The 16,171-nt window shown below is 68.7% G+C and carries 14 protein-coding genes; 8 read left to right on the top strand and 6 right to left on the bottom strand.

Going from position 1 to position 16,171, the window contains the following annotated elements:
- Nucleotides 1-19: 19 nt before the first annotated feature.
- The 4 genes from LGM56_RS04785 (at nt 20) to LGM56_RS04800 (ending at nt 4,931) form a co-directional block, all read left to right on the top strand.
- On the top strand, nt 20-886 hold the full coding sequence (locus LGM56_RS04785) for an SDR family NAD(P)-dependent oxidoreductase (protein ID WP_226203140.1): 867 nt from the start codon (nt 20-22) through the stop codon (nt 884-886).
- 9 nt (nt 887-895) lie between these two features.
- On the top strand, nt 896-1,651 hold the full coding sequence (locus LGM56_RS04790) for an SDR family NAD(P)-dependent oxidoreductase (RefSeq protein ID WP_226203142.1): 756 nt from the start codon (nt 896-898) through the stop codon (nt 1,649-1,651).
- A 112-nt stretch (nt 1,652-1,763) separates the two neighbouring features.
- Nucleotides 1,764-2,540, top strand: a complete 777-nt coding sequence (locus LGM56_RS04795) for a glucose 1-dehydrogenase (protein ID WP_226203144.1) — start codon at nt 1,764-1,766, stop codon at nt 2,538-2,540.
- A gap of 525 nt (nt 2,541-3,065) precedes the next feature.
- On the top strand, nt 3,066-4,931 hold the full coding sequence (locus LGM56_RS04800; protein ID WP_089496884.1) for a phosphoenolpyruvate carboxykinase (GTP): 1,866 nt from the start codon (nt 3,066-3,068) through the stop codon (nt 4,929-4,931).
- A 97-nt stretch (nt 4,932-5,028) separates the two neighbouring features.
- Here LGM56_RS04800 and LGM56_RS04805 read toward each other — a convergent pair whose 3' ends face one another.
- From LGM56_RS04805 to LGM56_RS04825, 5 genes are read right to left on the bottom strand one after another with little or no spacing between them, the layout of a single operon-like run.
- Nucleotides 5,029-5,937, bottom strand: coding sequence for an NAD-dependent epimerase/dehydratase family protein (locus LGM56_RS04805; RefSeq protein ID WP_226203147.1), 909 nt, complete (start codon nt 5,935-5,937; stop codon nt 5,029-5,031).
- 58 nt (nt 5,938-5,995) lie between these two features.
- Entirely contained in the window at nt 5,996-6,829 is an 834-nt protein-coding gene (locus tag LGM56_RS04810) for an SDR family NAD(P)-dependent oxidoreductase (protein WP_413226752.1), read from the bottom strand.
- A 40-nt stretch (nt 6,830-6,869) separates the two neighbouring features.
- Entirely contained in the window at nt 6,870-7,628 is a 759-nt protein-coding gene (locus LGM56_RS04815) for an SDR family oxidoreductase (RefSeq protein ID WP_089496887.1), read from the bottom strand.
- Nucleotides 7,629-7,666: 38 nt separating this feature from the next.
- Nucleotides 7,667-8,524 (bottom strand): SDR family NAD(P)-dependent oxidoreductase, encoded by an 858-nt coding sequence (locus tag LGM56_RS04820; protein ID WP_226203151.1) that lies wholly within the window; start codon nt 8,522-8,524, stop codon nt 7,667-7,669.
- Nucleotides 8,525-8,527: 3 nt separating this feature from the next.
- Nucleotides 8,528-8,944: a nuclear transport factor 2 family protein gene (locus tag LGM56_RS04825; RefSeq protein WP_226203153.1), complete on the bottom strand. Its 417-nt coding sequence runs from the start codon at nt 8,942-8,944 to the stop codon at nt 8,528-8,530.
- 461 nt (nt 8,945-9,405) lie between these two features.
- On the opposite strand from LGM56_RS04825, the gene LGM56_RS04830 reads away from it, so the two are divergent.
- Together LGM56_RS04830 and LGM56_RS04835 are read left to right on the top strand one after the other, a co-directional pair.
- Nucleotides 9,406-9,615 carry a hypothetical protein gene (locus LGM56_RS04830; RefSeq protein WP_124576979.1) on the top strand — a complete coding sequence of 70 codons (210 nt, stop codon included), beginning with the start codon at nt 9,406-9,408 and terminating at the stop codon, nt 9,613-9,615.
- Nucleotides 9,616-9,881: 266 nt separating this feature from the next.
- Entirely contained in the window at nt 9,882-11,378 is a 1,497-nt protein-coding gene (locus tag LGM56_RS04835) for an FAD-dependent oxidoreductase (protein ID WP_226203155.1), read from the top strand.
- Nucleotides 11,379-11,479: 101 nt separating this feature from the next.
- Here the strand turns inward: LGM56_RS04835 and LGM56_RS04840 are convergent, their stop codons facing one another.
- Nucleotides 11,480-13,144: an acid phosphatase gene (locus LGM56_RS04840; protein ID WP_226203157.1), complete on the bottom strand. Its 1,665-nt coding sequence runs from the start codon at nt 13,142-13,144 to the stop codon at nt 11,480-11,482.
- Nucleotides 13,145-13,626: 482 nt separating this feature from the next.
- Here LGM56_RS04840 and ftsH point away from each other — a divergent pair, with 482 nt between their 5' ends.
- Nucleotides 13,627-15,609 carry an ATP-dependent zinc metalloprotease FtsH gene (gene ftsH / locus LGM56_RS04845; protein ID WP_089498123.1) on the top strand — a complete coding sequence of 661 codons (1,983 nt, stop codon included), beginning with the start codon at nt 13,627-13,629 and terminating at the stop codon, nt 15,607-15,609.
- An 83-nt stretch (nt 15,610-15,692) separates the two neighbouring features.
- Entirely contained in the window at nt 15,693-16,160 is a 468-nt protein-coding gene (locus tag LGM56_RS04850) for an OsmC family protein (protein WP_089462593.1), read from the top strand.
- The last annotated feature ends 11 nt before the right edge of the window (nt 16,161-16,171 follow it).

Below are 16,171 nucleotides of genomic sequence, written 5' to 3' on the forward strand. Positions count from 1 at the left end.
TCCACAGGAGACATCGAACATGACACAGAACCACGAGGCGCCGGTCGCCGTCGTGACAGGCGCCTCGCGCGGCGCGGGCAAGGGCATCGCGCGCGCGCTCGGCGCGGCCGGCATGACCGTCTATGTAACGGGCCGCTCGCAGAACGAAGGCGATGCGCCGCTGCCCGGCACGATCCACGAGACCGCACGCGAGATCGATGCGCTCGGCGGGCGCGGAATCGCGGTGGCCTGCGACCACGCGGACGACGCACAGGTGAAGGCGCTGTTCGAGCGTGTCGAACGCGAAAGCGGGCGGCTCGACATCCTCGTCAACAACGCGACCTACCTGCACGATCAGCTGATCCTGCCGGGCCCGTTCTGGGAGAAGTCGCTCGATCTCGTCAACATCCTCGACGTCGGGCTGCGCTCGGCCTATGTCGCGAGCTGGCACGCGGCGCGACTGATGGCGCGGCGCCGCAGCGGGCTGATCGCATTCACGTCGTCGTTCGGCGCGAGCTGCTACATGCACGGCGCGGCCTACGGCGCGCAGAAGTCCGGCGTCGACAAGTTCGCGAAGGACATGGCCGTCGACCTGAAGCCGTTCGACGTCGCGGCCGTGTCGATCTGGATGGGCCCGCTGCGCACCGAGCGCACGACGCGCGTGTGGGAAGCACACCCGAATCTGTACAAGGAATTCTCGCTCGTCGCGGAAAGCCCCGAATTCACGGGCCGCGTGATTCACGCGATCCACGGCGATCCGCAGCGCATGGCGTTGTCGGGGCAGGTGCTCGTCGGCGCGGAAGCCGCGCTGCGGTACGGCATCGCCGATCTCGACGGCAAGCAGCCGCCTTCCTACCGCGAACTGCTCGGCGGCCCCGTGCAGGCGCATCCGGCGATCGTCGCCTGAGGAGCACGCATGGGCATCCTGACAGGCAAGGTCGCGCTCGTGACGGGCGCGGGGCAGGGCGTCGGCCAGGGCGTCGCGCAGGCGCTCGCGGCGGAAGGGGCGCACGTCGCGGTGGTCGGTCGCACCCTCGACAAACTGCTCGCGACCTGCGAGGCGATCCGTGCACGCGGCGGCGTGGCCGACCCGTTCGTGTGCGACGTGATGGACGCGACGCAGATCGCGCAATGCGTCGACAACGTCGTCGCGCGGTTCGGTGGCGTGCAGATCCTGATCAACAACGCGCAGGTCGTGCCGCTCGGCCGTTTGCTCGACGTGACCGACGCGAGTTTCCTGGCGGGGCTCGAATCGGGGCCGATCGCGACGCTGCGCATGATGCGCGCGTGCCATCCGCATCTGAAGGGTGACGGCGTGATCGTCAATTTCGCGTCGTCGGCCGCGGTGCGCTGGGATGCGTCCGGCTACGGCACGTACGCGGCGACCAAGGAGGCGATTCGTGCGCTGACGCGCGCGGCGGCCTGCGAATGGGGCGTGGACGGCATCCGCGTGAACGCGGTCGCGCCGCATGCGTTGTCGCCGGGCCTGAAAGGCTGGGTCGACGCAAATCCGCAGGAAGCCGCGGCGTTTTTCCGCACGATTCCGCTCGGCCGCGTCGGCGACTGCGAGCAGGACATCGGGCGCGCGATCGTGTTTCTGGCGAGTCGCGATGCCGCCTACCTGACGGGCGCGACGCTGCCGCTCGACGGCGGGCAGGCGTACTGGGGTTGAAGGCGGGAATCGAAGGTGCGCGGCACTGGGGCCGCGCGCGAAACATGGGACGGCAAACCCGCGCATGGGCGTAGTGCGGTAGCCGGCAATCCGGAATCGAAGCGAGGACGACATGGGTCGACTGGAAGGAAAGGTAGCGATCGTCACGGGCGGTGCGCGTGGCATGGGCGCGGCAACGTGCCGGCTGTTCGTCGAGGAAGGCGCGCGCGTCGTGATCGGCGACGTGCTCGATGCGCAAGGCGAAGCGCTCGCGCGCGAGCTCGGCGACGCGGCGCGCTTCGTGCGGCTCGACGTCGCCGACGAAGCGAGCTGGGTGCGCGTGACCGACACGACGATGGAGCAGTTCGGCCGGATCGACGTACTGGTCAACAATGCAGCCGTGCTGACGTTCGGCGGCATCACGGAGCTGTCGAAACGCGATTTCGAGCGCGCGGTGTCGATCAACCTCGTCGGGACGTTCGTCGGCATCCGGACCATCGCGCCGCGCATGATCGCGCAGAAGAGCGGGTCGATCGTCAACATCTCGTCGGTGGACGGGCTGCGCGGCGTGAACGCGCTGGCCGCGTACGTGTCGAGCAAATGGGGCGTGCGCGGGCTGACGAAGGTCGCGGCGCTCGAACTCGGCCATCAGGGCGTGCGCGTGAATTCGATTCATCCGGGCGGCGTGAACACCACGATGTCGAACCCGACCGGCGCGCCGCTCGAGGAAATCAACCAGCACTATGCGAACGTGCCGCTGCAACGCGTCGGCCTGCCGGACGAAATCGCGCGCGCGACGCTGTTCCTCGCGAGCGACGAAGCGTCGTACTGCAACGGCGCCGAGCTGGCCGTCGACGGCGGGATGGCGGCAGGCGCGTATTACCCCGGATTGCCCGGCGCGCCGTTTTGAGCAGGGGTGCTTGCGACACGCTCACGTCGGATGTTTGTGTACGCAACCTAATTCAGGGTTTGCCTGAGTAGCGAAAACGTGAATTCGCCCGGCCCGCGCTCGCGTGGGCCTCACGCGTGAGCGGCGCGGCAAATTTGCCGCTTCCGCGAAACCCTTGCCGGACGGCCGTCCTGGCCGTTTCGTCCCCAAAGCGCGCGCCCTGGCGCTGTAAAAAGCACGCACATGCAACCGGCGTGCCGGCTCGCCGACATAGTTGTTTCTTGTTGCAACGCAACGTTTGCCGAATAACGGCGATGGTATGCTGGCCGTCATGGAGTTGTACGGCAGGTTGCTTGTATGGCGAAACTCGCGTTCGCAATTACTAAAGAGACATCACCTTCTCTCGCACGCATCGCGGCATCGACGCGCGCTCCGCTCGCGCGTCCCGTCCTGCGCGCCGCCGCACCCTGCGCTCCAATCGCATACCCCATCTCGCGGGCTCGCCCCGCAACCCCCATCCCCGCCCAATAATCTGGAGACATTCTCATGTCGCAAAACACTTTGGCCGAAGCAACACACGGCCCGCTGATCGCTCCGCCGGCTTTCGTCAAACATCGCAAGCTGATCGACTGGGTGTCGCGTATCGCGGCGCTGACGGAGCCCGAGCGCGTCGTGTGGTGTGACGGTTCGCAGGAAGAAAACGACGCGCTGTGCCAGGCGATGGTCGACCAGGGCACGCTCACGCGCCTGAACCCGGCGAAGCGCCCGAACTCGTATCTTGCACAATCCGATCCGTCCGACGTCGCGCGCGTCGAGGATCGCACGTTCATCTGCGCGGCCTCGCGCGACGACGTCGGCCCGACCAACCACTGGATCGAACCCGCCGAAATGCGCGAGACGCTCAACGGCCTGTTCCGCGGCTCGATGCGCGGCCGCACGCTGTACGTCGTGCCGTTTTCGATGGGCCCGCTCGGCTCGCCGATCGCGCACGTCGGCGTCGAGCTGTCCGACAGCCCGTACGTCGTCGTGAACATGCGGATCATGACGCGCATGGGTCGTGAGGTGTACGACGTGCTGGGCGAGGACGGCGAGTTCGTGCCGTGCGTGCACAGCGTCGGCCATCCGCTCGAAGCCGGCCAGCAGGACGTGCCGTGGCCGTGCAATCCGGTCAAGTACATCGTGCATTTCCCCGAGACGCGCGAGATCTGGAGCTTTGGCTCGGGCTACGGCGGCAATGCGCTGCTCGGCAAGAAGTGTTTCGCGCTCCGTATCGCGTCGACGATGGGCCGCGACCAGGGCTGGCTCGCCGAACACATGCTGATCCTCGGCGTGACGTCGCCGGCCGGCAAGAAGTATCACGTCGCGGCGGCGTTCCCGTCCGCGTGCGGCAAGACCAACTTCGCGATGCTGATTCCGCCGCAGGGCTTCAAAGGCTGGAAGGTCACGACGATCGGCGACGACATCGCGTGGCTGAAGCCGGGCCGCGACGGCCGACTGTATGCGATCAACCCGGAAGCCGGCTTCTTCGGCGTGGCGCCGGGCACCGGCGTGAAGACCAACCCGAACGCGATCTCGACGCTCACCGAGAACGTGATCTTCACGAACGTCGCGCTGACGGAAGACGGCGACGTGTGGTGGGAAGGGCTGACCGACACGCCGCCCGCGAAGCTGACCGACTGGCAGGGCAACCCGTGGACGCCGGAGATCGGCAAGGAGACGGGCCGCAAGGCCGCGCATCCGAATTCGCGCTTCACGGCGCCGGCCGCGCAGTGCCCGTCGATCGACGGCGACTGGGAGAACCCGGCCGGCGTGCCGATCGACGCCTTCATCTTCGGCGGCCGCCGTTCCACGACCGTGCCGCTCGTGACCGAGGCGCGCGACTGGGTCGAAGGCGTGTACATGGCCGCGACGATGGGCTCGGAAACCACTGCGGCGGCGGTCGGCCAGCAGGGCATCGTGCGTCGCGATCCGTTCGCGATGCTGCCGTTCTGCGGCTACAACGTCAGCGATTATTTCGCGCACTGGCTCAAGCTCGGCAAGCAGCTCGAAGGCGCGGGCGCGACACTGCCGAAAATCTACTGCGTGAACTGGTTCCGCAAGGATGCGAACGGCAAGTTCGTGTGGCCGGGCTTCGGCGAGAACATGCGCGTGCTGAAGTGGATGCTCGATCGTCTCGAAGGCACCGGTGGTGGCGGCGAGCATGCGTTCGGCGTGTCGCCCGCGTATGAGGACCTGCACTGGGACGGCCTCGATTTCACGCGCGATCAGTTCGATGCGGTGACGTCGATGAACGCCGATGAATGGCGCGAGGAGCTGAAGCTTCATGCGGCGTTGTTCGATACGCTGAAGCTGCGCCTGCCGGCCGAAATGACCGACACGATGAAGAAGATCGAGCAGCGCATCGGCGCCTGACGGTTCGCATTCGTATAGTCATCCTGACGTCCCGCCGCCGGCATGCATCGCCGGCGGCGGGACGTTTTTGCATCGGCCCCGCACACGCGCCGTTCGCTTACTGCGCGCGGCAATGCGCGACGACTTCGTCCACCGCGCGCTGCACGTCGCCGCGCCGGTAGCGCAGCAGCGCGCTGTCGGCCGGATCGGGCTCGTACGACACGACATTGCCGCGCCCCGTGTAGATCGCGATGTCGGGCAACAGCGGATGCTCCTGGTCGAGCGACGGCACGTCCTGCGGATTGCCGGCCGCGCGGAAGAACGCCGCGAAGTAGTCGGCGAAGCTGAGATTCTCGTCGCCGACGAGGTACGCCTTGCCCGCTTCGCCGCGCTGCAGCGCGCCCCAGATCGCTTCCGACAGCGATTGCGTCGAGATGAAGTTGCTGCCGCCGGCCGGCCCGAACACGGGCAGCCCCGCGAACTGGCCCTGCGCGTAGCGCGTGTACGCCGCGAACATCTCGTTGCGCAGCCCCGGCACCGACCCGACGACGAACGGCGCGTTGACGCTGCACACGGCGAAAGATGGCGCCGCGAGCGCGCGTACGCGTTCGTCGGCGAGATGGCGCGAGCGTACGTACGGCACCGTGTCGACCAGCGCCGGCGCGACCTGAGGATAGAAGCTGCCGACCAGCACCGCACGCTTCACGCCCGCCTCGCGCGCCAGCGCAAAGAAGCGTGGCACCGCGTCGACGTTCGCGCGTTCCCAGTGCGCGGCTTCGTCGGTGCCGGGCGGCAGGTGGCGGATGTCGTTGCCGGCCGCGAACACCACGGCATCGAACGGTGCAAGGTCGTCGCGCGTGAAGTTGCCGGCCACGTAGTCGCGCAGCAGCACGTCGAACCGCGCGAGCGCGCTGCCGGGTGCGGGCGGCTTGCGCGCGGCGAGCGTGACGAGGTTGCCCTGCGCATGCAGGTGCAGCGCGGCATGGCCGCCGATGAGGCCGGTGCCGCCGACTATCAGGATCTTCATGATGTCTCCGAAAGCGGCGCAATGTCGCCGCGTGAAATGAACAGGCGAGCGGTGCCGCTCAGAAATTGAAGCCGTTGCCCGTGACGACGGGCAGGTTGGTCCAGAAGCCGTTCGGGTCGCGATACCAGCCGGCCGCCGCGAGCGCGCCGCCGTCGACATGCAGCGTCGTGCCGGTGACCCACGCGGCGAGCGGGCTCGCGAGGAACAGCGCGGCGCCCGCGATATCGCCGGCCGCGCCGAAGCGCCCGAGCGGGATCCAGCGCGGGATGTGCTCTTGGTGCTCGGCCGCGACCATCGCGCTGACGGGCACCTGCGGCGTCTCGGTGGTTTCGGGGGCGATCTGGTTCACACGAATGCCGGCCGGCCCGAGTTCGAGAGCAAGGCTCTTCGTGAAGCCGGTCAGCGCGGCCTTGAACGACGCGTACACGGTGCAGTTCGGAATCGCGCGGAAGCCTTCGATCGACGACACGCCGACGATGCTGCTGCCCACGCCGCGCTTGCGCAGCAACGGCAGCATCGCGCGCGTGACGAGGAAGACCTGGCGCAGGTTCACGTCGAACAGCCGAGCGATGTCGTCGTCGGTGCAGTCGTCGAACGGTTTCGCGATCTGCAGGAAATCGCCCACATTGTTGACGAGCACGTCGAGGCCGCCGAAGCGCGCGTCGACGGTTCGCGCGAATGCATTGACCTCGTCGCGGCGCGTGACGTCCACGGTGCCGACGAGCGCATCGACGCCCGCCGCTTCGAGTGCCTGGCGCACGTCCTGCGCGCGGGACGGGTCGATCTCGGCTACCGCGACGCGCGCGCCGGCCGCGCCGAACGCTTCCGCGCACGCACGGCCGATGCCCGCGCCGCCGCCGGTGACCAGCACGGTCTTGCCGGTGAATGAAATCATCGATGGACTCCTTTGAACGGGAAGGCAGTGAGCCGCGTCACAGCGACGACACCAGTTGCGCGTTGTCGATCCGCAGCTCCGCACCGTTCACGAAACGCGATTCGTCGGACGCGAGGAACAGCACGAGATTCGCGACGTCCTGCGGGTCGCACATGCGCGCCATCGGATCGCTGCCGATGCCGAGCGCGGCGGCGTCGAGATCGGGCATCAGCGCCTGCGTCATCGGCGTCCAGATCCCGTCCGGATGGATCGAATTGCAGCGGATCCGGTAGCCGCTGCGCTTGCAGTGCACGGCGACGCTGCGCGCGAGCGCCGTCACCGCGCCTTTCGACCCGGTGTACGCGCACATCATCGGCAGCCCGCCGAGCGCGGCGACCGACGACATCATCACGATCGAGCCCGGCGTGTCGTTGCCCTTCATCGCGCCGATCGCGTACTGGCAGCCGAGGAAATAGCCATCGGCGTTGGTACGCATCACGCGCCGCCACGTGTCGAGGCTCGTGTCCTCGATCGAACCGACCGGGCAGATCGCCGCGTTGTTGACGAGCACGTCGAGGCGGCCGAAGCGGTCGAGCGTCGATGCGATCGCGTGCTGCCAACCGGCTTCGTCGGCGATGTCGTGGCGGACGAACAGCGCCGCGTCGCCGATCTCGCGGGCGAGCGCACGGCCCGCGTCCTCGTCGATGTCGGTCAGCACGACACGCGCGCCTTCCGCGGCGAGCAGCAGCGCATCCGCGCGGCCGACGCCGCTTGCCGCGCCGGTGACCAGCGCGACCTTGTTTGCGACTCGATTCATGTTCGTTCGGATTCCTTTGACGTTGAAAGAAGGCGCGCTCATGCGGCGCCCGGCACACGGCCGGCCTTGATCGCGTCGAGCGCGGCCGTGCCGTAGATCTGCGCGATCGTGTCGTCGACGCGCGGGTTGGTGCGCAGCTCATGGCCGCCATCGACCGCGAAGCTCTGGCCGGTCACCCAGCCCGACTCGGGGCCGGCGAGATAGCGCACCGCGTGCGCGATCGCTTCGGGTTCGCCGAGCGTGCCGAGCGGGATCTGTTCGAGAAAGCTGTCGACGAGCGCGCGGTTGTCGAACATCGGCGCGGTGGCTTCGGAGCGCGTGAGGCCCGGGCGCACCGCGTTCACGCGGATCCTCGCGCCGGCCAGTTCCTCGGCCGCGCCGCGCACGAGCGCTTCGAGCGCGGCCTTCGCGGCGCAGTACGCGGACAGCCAGCGGAAATTGATCTGTGCGGCCGTCGACGAAATGCAGACGATCGCGCCGCCGCCGCTGTCGGCGAGCCGCGGCGCCGCATGACGGATCGCGGCGAACGCGCTGTGCAGGTTCAGGTCGATTTCCGCGCGGAAGGTGTCGGCGTCGTGCAGCAGCAGCGGCCGGAAGCCCGCTCCGCCGACCGTCGGCACGACGATGTCGAGGCGATGGTCGAGCGCCCACGCGCAGTCGAGCGCGGCCTGCAGGTCGCTTTCGTCGCAGGCGTCGCCCGCATGGATCGCGACGCGGCTGCCGGGCACGGCGTCGGTCAGTTGCCGCTGCGTGCGTTCGAGCGCGTCGCGGCGGCGGCCCATCAGCACGACGGCCGCGCCGTCGGCGACGAGCGCATGCGCGCAGGCCGCGCCGATGCCGCCGGCGCCGCCCGTCACGAGTGCAGTGCGGCCGGCGAGGGGAGCGGAGGTGCGCATCGTTCAGCCCTCCAGCGGCAGGTCTTGGGCCCAGTCGACGTGCAGCGTACGCGCGGCGAAGCGCCACGTGCCGCCGTCGACCACGCAATGATCGCGATAGCGCAGCCCCCAGTCGAGCTTGCGCTTCACGCCGTCGCGCACGTAGACGTGGCAGGCGACGCCGTAGGTTTCGACGTCGGCCTCGCCGCCGTCGAGCGTGACGAGCTGGTTGTGCACGTGATGCTGGGTTGCTTCGTAGCGCTCGATCACGCGCATGCCCGCGACGATCGCGTCGCGGTCGTCGAAGCGGAAGCCGGGGCCGGCCAGCGTGGCGTCGGGGGTGAAGAGCGTGGTGAGGCGTGGCCAGTCGCGCCGGTCGACGGCTTGCGCGTAGCGGCACGCCAGTTCGTACAGCGCGTGGCGGGGATTGGAATCGGTCATGCGTGGGCTCCCGTGGAAGAACGGAACGCGTGGGCCGCGCAAGGCGGGCCGACGTGACGGCATTGCGACGTCGACGCGCAGGTTCGCATCGCGCAGGCCGGGATTCATCATCCATACGGAGCAGGGCGACGGTCGGGGAAAACACCGGGGCACGCCGCCACGCGTCACGTGAGGGCGCGGGGATGGTGCGGCGCAGCGACCGGTGTGCGAGATGCGTCTGACGATGCGTGCGACCGGCCGCGGCAGGCGCGCGACGTGCCGCGTTTCCTCCGCGTGGGCGAAGCCGCGGCGCGCGATGTTGCGATGCGTCAGGCCGCAAATCGTCCGCTCAGCGTTTGCCCCTAGTCGAGATGGACGATGGCCGGCGGCCGGGCGCTGGCTACCGTGCAGTCATCCGGTGCCGCATGTGATGCACGCCGGACACGAACCGCACCAGCGGACAACCGAAGGGGACGACGATCATGAGACTGACGACTCGCAAGCTGTGCGTATTGGCGATAGGCACGTTCGCTGCCATGGCGATGGCGCGATACGGCGCCGATCAGGTCCCGTCGCCGCCGTATGCGGCCGGCATCCTGCAATGCCGTTCGGTCGACGTGAACGGCCTGCCGACCGGTTGCGTGCCGATCGATCCGTCGCACTTCGGTTTCGCCGCGATGCGCGGCATGTGACACCGGCGCGGCCGCGCGTTGCGCAGCGCGGAAGCCGTGGCGGCGCGATGGCGTACGGATGCGATTCGCTACGGCAACGGTGGAGTCGCCGCGCGCCGATCCCGCTTTACGCGGTTCGACTTCAACCGGACGAGAGGCGGACGTGCGCGTTGCACGCGCACCCGTCGTACGTCCGTCTCGGCAACGGGGCTTGCGGCAACGTCCGCGTCAATCCCTCGCCACCTCCATCGCTTTGCGCAGATTTCCCCAACGCTGACCCATTCCTCATGTCATCCGACTATTCCCTGACTCACCCCCTGAATACCCGCGACGTGCATCGTTGGGACGCCGAACACGATGTCGTGATCGTCGGCTTCGGCGCGGCCGGCGCCTGCGCGGCGATCGAAGCCGCGAGCGCCGGCGCCGACACGCTGATCGTGGAGCGCGCGTCGAGCTTCGGCGGCACGAGCGCGCTGTCGGGCGGCGAGATCTACCTCGGCGGCAGCGGCGGCACACCCGCGCAACGGCAGGCCGGCTTTACCGACGACACCGAGGATCTGTACCGCTATCTGATGCTGGCCGGCGGCCACGACGCCGACGAGGCGAAAGTGCGCCTCTACGCGAACGACAGCCTGGCGCACCACGACTGGCTCGTCGCGCAGGGCCTGACCTACAAGAACACGTTCGTCGACGAGCGGATCGTCGAACCGGAAACCGACGATTGCCTGATCTGGTCGGGCAGCGAGGAAGCCTGGCCGTTCAGCGAGGCCGCGAAGCCGTGCCCGCGCGGGCACACGCCGCAATGGCCGGGCTGGGGCGGCGGACAGATGCTGATGCGCGTGCTGGCCGAACGTGTGGCGGCGCTCGGCGTCGCGACGCGCTACGACACGCGCGCGCTCGCGTTGATCGTCGACGACGGCGGCGGCGTACGCGGCGTGGTGCTGCGCGCCTATGGCGAGACGGCATTCGTACGGGCGCGTCGCGCGGTGATCCTGTGCGCGGGCGGCTTCGCGATGAACCGCGACATGGTGCGCCGGCACGCGCCGCAGTTCCTGCGCTCGGACGAACCGATCGGCAGCCCCGGCGACGACGGCTCGGGCATCCTGCTCGGCCAGAGCGCGGGCGGCGCGGCGATTCACATGGATCAAGGCTTCGTCAGCCTGCCGTTCTACGCGCCCGAAGCGCTGATCAAGGGGATCTTCGTGAACGCGCGCGGCCAGCGTTTCATCAACGAGGACGGCTATCACGGCCGCACGGGCCATCACGCGTTCCATCAGGCCGACGACCGGATCTACCTGCTCGTCGATCAGGCCACCTATCGGGAGCCGCCCGCGATCGCGCGGATCGGCATCGCGGCGGCCGGCGAAACGTGGGAGGAAGTCGAACGCGACCTGCAGATGCCGGCCGGCACGCTGACGGCGACCATCCACGTCTACAACCGCCATGCGGCCGACGGCACCGATCCGCTGTTCCACAAGGCGAAGAAATGGCTGCAGCCGCTGATCGAGCCGCCGTTCGTCGCGCTCGATTGCCGGATCGACTATGCGTTCTATCCGCACTTCACGCTCGGCGGGCTCGATACGCTGCCGACCGGGCAGGTGGTCGATGCAACACGCGCGCCGGTGCCGGGGCTCTATGCGGCGGGCCGCACGACCTGCGGGCTGCCGCGCTGGGGCGCCGGGTACAGCTCTGGGCTGTCGCTGGCCGACGCGACGTTCTTCGGGCGGCAGGCAGGGCGTCACGCCGCGCAAGCGGGGTGCGACGCAGTGCGCCGCGCCGCGTAGCGTTTCCAGGCGCGCAATGAACGACGCCCCGGGCAATCGCATTGCCCGGGGCGTCGTCGTTTCAAGCAGCCAGGCGGCCGGCCAGTCAGGCCAGTCGGCGCTTAGCCCAGATCGAGCGCATTCGTCAGATCACCCGGCGGCGTCGCGCCGCGCGCGGCGAACGCCTTGTTGCGCGCGACCACGCCGTCGAGCGGCGCGAGCCCGTGCACGCGGCTGATGAAGCGCAGGATCGAGTTCGTGTCGTACAGCGTGTGATCGACGAAGCCCTTCTTCGCGAACGGCGAGATCACGAGCGCCGGAATCCGCGAACCCGGCCCCCAGCGGTCGCCTTCCGGCGGCGCGACGTGATCCCACCAGCCGCCGTTCTCGTCGTGCGTCATCACGATCACGGTGTGGTCCCATTGCGGCCCGCGCCGGATATGGTCGATCACGGTCGCGATGTGACGGTCGCCCGATTCGATGTCCGCGTAGCCTGCATGCATGTTCAGGTTGCCCTGCGGCTTGTAGAACGTGACGGCCGGCAGGCGGCCCGCGTCGATGTCGGCGATGAAGTGGTTGGTCGACGGCGCGTCGCCGAGCCCCGCGTCGCGCAGGTGCTTGCGGCGCGCGTCGGTGCCCGGCGCGTAGTTCGCGAAATAGTTGAACGGCTGGTGGTGGTACTGGAAATCGGGCACGGTGCCCGTGTCGCGATGCTCGAGCGCGTATTGCCATGCGCCGCTGTACCACGCCCAGTCGACGTTCTTTTCCGACAGGCGGTCGCCGATCGTCGCATAGCCCTGCGGCGGCATCACGCGATGGTCGGCCGGATCCGCATACGCGGCGTTGCCCGGATCGGGCGGCGGCACGTAGCTCGGCTGGTACGGCGGCGCCATCGTGTTCACGCCGTAGCCGTCCGGCGTCAGCGGGCCGTCGGCCACGAACTTCGGCGGGCCGTCGAGCGCGGACGCGGGCGAATTGTCGGCGAGCTTCAGGCGCGTACCGGTTGGATCGTCGCCTTCGACCTTCGACAGCAGTTTCGCCGCATGCGGATGCTTGTGCGCGTCCGGATACAGCGGCGGCTGTGCGGAGATCAGGAACATGTGGTTCATCCATGACCCGCCGAAGGCCGCCATGAAGAAGTTGTCGCACAGCGTGTATTGCCGCGCGAGATTCCACAGCCGCAGCGTGTCGGCCGAATTGCGGTAATGACCCATCACGAGGCCGCCCGAATCGGCCCACGCGGCGAACTGGTTGTTGCGGCCGGCCGCGATCTGCATCTGGTTCTGGTAGAAGCGGTGCCACAGGTCGCGCGTGATCACGCTGTTGGGCAGCGGGTTGCCCTGCGCGTCCTTGATCAGGAACGGCGCGTTCGGCAGCTTGTCGATGTCGCGCTCGGCGATCGCGTAGCGCTTGCCGTCCACTTCCTGTGCCTGCGGCACGAGCCCGCCCCAGATCTTCGGCAGCACGGGCAGCGGCGTCTTGCCGTCGCGATCGAGCTGCTGCGCGTGCTCGGGGCGCACCTCGCTAAGCGGATGGCGCACGCCGGGGAAATCGCCGTACAGGTTCGCGAAGCTGCGGTTTTCCGCATAGATCACGACGATGTGGCGCACGCGCTGGCGCAACGCTTCGTCGATGCGCAGGTCGGCGGCCGAACGCGGCGCGCTGCCTCCGGTGGTTTCACAGCCGCTGAGCGCGACACCCGCACCGAGCGCGGCGAGGCCGCCGAGCACGCGGCGGCGGTCGGGATCGGCGGGAAGGTCGTCGGGGCGATCGGGGGTGTCGTTCACGTCGTGGGTTCCTCGAATGGGCGGGTGGACGGGGGCGTGATGCGCGGCGGCGTCGCACAGGCTGCCGCGCCGCGGGATGGAAAGCAACGGCCCCGGTTACGGATGGGCTGGCGCGATCCATCTGTCACAAAAATGTCATGAACGCGACTATAACGCGGCAACGGGGGCGGATGAAAGGTGTTTGTCGGACGATTCGACGCGCGTCCCGGGCCATGCGCGACGCCCGCGCGCGAACTAGACTGGATTCAGGGGCGGCGCGTCGCAGCGTGCTGCCCGGGCGAGGATTGCCCGGCGGCGCCGGCCGACGGCGTCGCCGCGGAGCCATTTGATGCGACGAACGAGGCGATGAAGCGAGGCGACGATGGCGCGCATGAATGCCGCTTCCGCATGGCCGCCGATGGCGCGCGCCGGTTGCGCGCGTGCCCGCACCCGTCCGCCGTGCCGCGCAACGCAAGCGTAGCGCGCACGTCCGGCCCGACGCCATGGACAGGAAATTCGACTACCCGGGATTGCTGATCGCGGCGGGCTTCTTCGTGCTGTTCGCCGCGCAGTTGCTGATGCTGCGCCCGACGTCGGCGCCGATCGCGTACAGCGATTTCCACCAGCTCGTCGCCGCCCGGCTCGTCGACGATCTCGAAGTCGGCCCCGTATCGATCTCGGGCACGCTGAAGATGCCGCAGGCCGGCACGATGCTGCCGGCGTCCGAAGCCGCGGCCGTGCGGCAGGCCGGCGCGCCGTGGCGCTTCACGACCAACCGCGTGACCGACGAGCACCTGACCGACACGCTGACCGCCGCCGGCATCCGCTATCACGGTGCGTCCGACACGAGCTGGATCGCATCGCTGGCGTCGTGGCTGCTGCCGCTCGTGCTGTTCGTGTTCATCTGGAACATGATGCTGCGCCGGCGCGGCGGGCTGCAGGATTTCACCGGGATGGGCAAGAGCCGGGCGCGGGTGTACGTGCAGCAGGAAACCGGCATCACGTTCGACGATATCGCGGGCATCGACGAAGCGAAGGCCGAGCTGCAGCAGCTCGTCGCGTTCCTGCGCAACCCCGACCGTTACCAGCGGCTCGGCGGCAAGATTCCGAAGGGCGTGCTCGTGGTCGGCGCGCCGGGCACCGGCAAGACGCTGCTCGCGCGCGCGGTGGCCGGCGAGGCGGCCGTGCCGTTCTTCTCGATCAGCGGCTCGGCGTTCGTCGAGATGTTCGTCGGCGTGGGCGCGGCGCGCGTGCGCGACTTGTTCGAGCAGGCGCAGCAGAAGGCGCCGTGCATCGTGTTCGTCGACGAGCTCGATGCGCTCGGCAAGGTGCGCGGCGTCGGCCCGATGTCGGGCAACGACGAACGCGAGCAGACGCTCAATCAGTTGCTCGTCGAGATGGACGGCTTCCAGGCCGGCTCCGGCGTGATCATCATGGCCGCGACGAACCGGCCCGAGATCCTCGATCCCGCGCTGCTGCGGCCGGGCCGCTTCGATCGCCACATCGCGATCGACCGGCCCGACGTGAATGGCCGAAGGCAGATCCTCGGCGTGCACGTGAAGCGCGTGAAGCTCGCGGCCGACGTCGATCTCGGCGAACTCGCATCGCGCACGCCGGGCTTCGTCGGCGCGGATCTCGCGAACGTCGTCAACGAGGCCGCGCTGCATGCGGCCGAACTCGGCAAGCCGGCGATCGGCATGGCCGACTTCGACGAGGCGATCGACCGTGCGTTGACGGGCCTCGAGCGCAAGAGCCGCGTGATGAATGCACAGGAGAAGCTGACCATCGCGTATCACGAAGCCGGCCACGCGCTCGTCGCGGAAAGCCGCGCGCATTGCGATCCGGTGAAGAAGGTGTCGATCATTCCGCGCGGTGTCGCGGCGCTCGGCTATACGCAGCAGGTACCGACCGAGGATCGCTACGTGTTGCGTCGAAGCGAGCTGCTCGACCGGATCGATGCGCTGCTCGGCGGCCGCGCTGCCGAGGAACTCGTGTTCGGCGACGTGTCGACGGGTGCGCAGAACGATCTCGAGCGCGCGACCGCGATGGCGCGCCACATGGTCATGCAGTACGGGATGAGCGAGAAGATCGGGCTGGTGACTTTCGATGATGGCGACACGCGTACCGGCATGCCGGGCGTATGGCATGCGGGCGACGGCCGCTGCAGCGAGCACACCGCGCGGATGATCGACGACGAGGTGCATACGTTGCTGACCGACGCGCATGCGCGCGTCGCGGCGACGCTCGGCGAACGTCGCGATGCGCTGGAACGCATCGCGCGCCGGCTGCTGCAATGCGAAGTGCTCGAACGTGATGCGCTGCAGGCGCTGATCGACGGGCGCGCCGAACCGCCGGCCGCAACGGCGTCGGTGCCGGCTCCGGACGACGCAGCCGGCGCACGCGGCGGCACGGTCGAGACAGAGCAGGCGTCCTCGATCGAGCGCGATTTCGTCGCGTACGGGCCGCCACGCGAACCCGAGCGCTGAAGATGTCATGAACCGGCGAGCGGCGCGCGTCGAAGCGACTGCGTGCCGTCATTCCTTTCCCCGTTGATCTCCACGGAGTCGCCATGAGCGAGGCGCACGTATCGGTCGATGTCGCGCAGCAGGCGCGTTTCTGTTTCGAAGTGGTATTCGCCGGCACGACGCTGGCACCGGTGCTCACCGACGAACCGCCGCCGCACGGCGACGGACGCGGGCCGAACCCGATCCGGTTATTGGCCGCGGCCGTCGCGACCTGTCTCGCGGCGAGCCTGCAGTTCGCGCTGGAAAAGCAGCAGGTCGATCCGCAGCCGATTGCCGCGCATATCGACGTCGACATGGTGCAGAACGAAGCGGGCCGGGTGCGCGTGGGCGCGATGTCGGTACGGCTGTCGATCGGCAAGACGTGGGCCGATCTCGCAGCCGCGCAGCGCGTGCTCGATCAGTTCGATGCGTACTGCGTACTGACGGAGAGCCTGCGCGAAGGCATTCCGGTGTCGGTCGACCTGTGCGACGTGAACGGCGCGGCGCTCGAACACGCGGCGACGCACGCGTGAACGCGCGTCGG

The organism is Burkholderia sp. AU38729 (assembly GCF_020419725.1).
In the GTDB taxonomy this organism is placed as follows: domain Bacteria; phylum Pseudomonadota; class Gammaproteobacteria; order Burkholderiales; family Burkholderiaceae; genus Burkholderia.

What these genes read in the sequence shown, in the direction of transcription:
- LGM56_RS04785 (WP_226203140.1), top strand. Translation starts at nt 20, where the DNA reads ATGACACAGAACCACGAGGCGCCGGTCGCCGTCGTGACAGGCGCCTCG.
- LGM56_RS04790 (WP_226203142.1), top strand. Translation starts at nt 896, where the DNA reads ATGGGCATCCTGACAGGCAAGGTCGCGCTCGTGACGGGCGCGGGGCAG.
- LGM56_RS04795 (WP_226203144.1), top strand. Translation starts at nt 1,764, where the DNA reads ATGGGTCGACTGGAAGGAAAGGTAGCGATCGTCACGGGCGGTGCGCGT.
- LGM56_RS04800 (WP_089496884.1), top strand. Translation starts at nt 3,066, where the DNA reads ATGTCGCAAAACACTTTGGCCGAAGCAACACACGGCCCGCTGATCGCT.
- LGM56_RS04805 (WP_226203147.1), bottom strand. Translation starts at nt 5,937, where the DNA reads ATGAAGATCCTGATAGTCGGCGGCACCGGCCTCATCGGCGGCCATGCC.
- LGM56_RS04815 (WP_089496887.1), bottom strand. Translation starts at nt 7,628, where the DNA reads ATGAATCGAGTCGCAAACAAGGTCGCGCTGGTCACCGGCGCGGCAAGC.
- LGM56_RS04820 (WP_226203151.1), bottom strand. Translation starts at nt 8,524, where the DNA reads ATGCGCACCTCCGCTCCCCTCGCCGGCCGCACTGCACTCGTGACGGGC.
- LGM56_RS04825 (WP_226203153.1), bottom strand. Translation starts at nt 8,944, where the DNA reads ATGACCGATTCCAATCCCCGCCACGCGCTGTACGAACTGGCGTGCCGC.
- LGM56_RS04830 (WP_124576979.1), top strand. Translation starts at nt 9,406, where the DNA reads ATGAGACTGACGACTCGCAAGCTGTGCGTATTGGCGATAGGCACGTTC.
- LGM56_RS04835 (WP_226203155.1), top strand. Translation starts at nt 9,882, where the DNA reads ATGTCATCCGACTATTCCCTGACTCACCCCCTGAATACCCGCGACGTG.
- ftsH (WP_089498123.1), top strand. Translation starts at nt 13,627, where the DNA reads ATGGACAGGAAATTCGACTACCCGGGATTGCTGATCGCGGCGGGCTTC.
- LGM56_RS04850 (WP_089462593.1), top strand. Translation starts at nt 15,693, where the DNA reads ATGAGCGAGGCGCACGTATCGGTCGATGTCGCGCAGCAGGCGCGTTTC.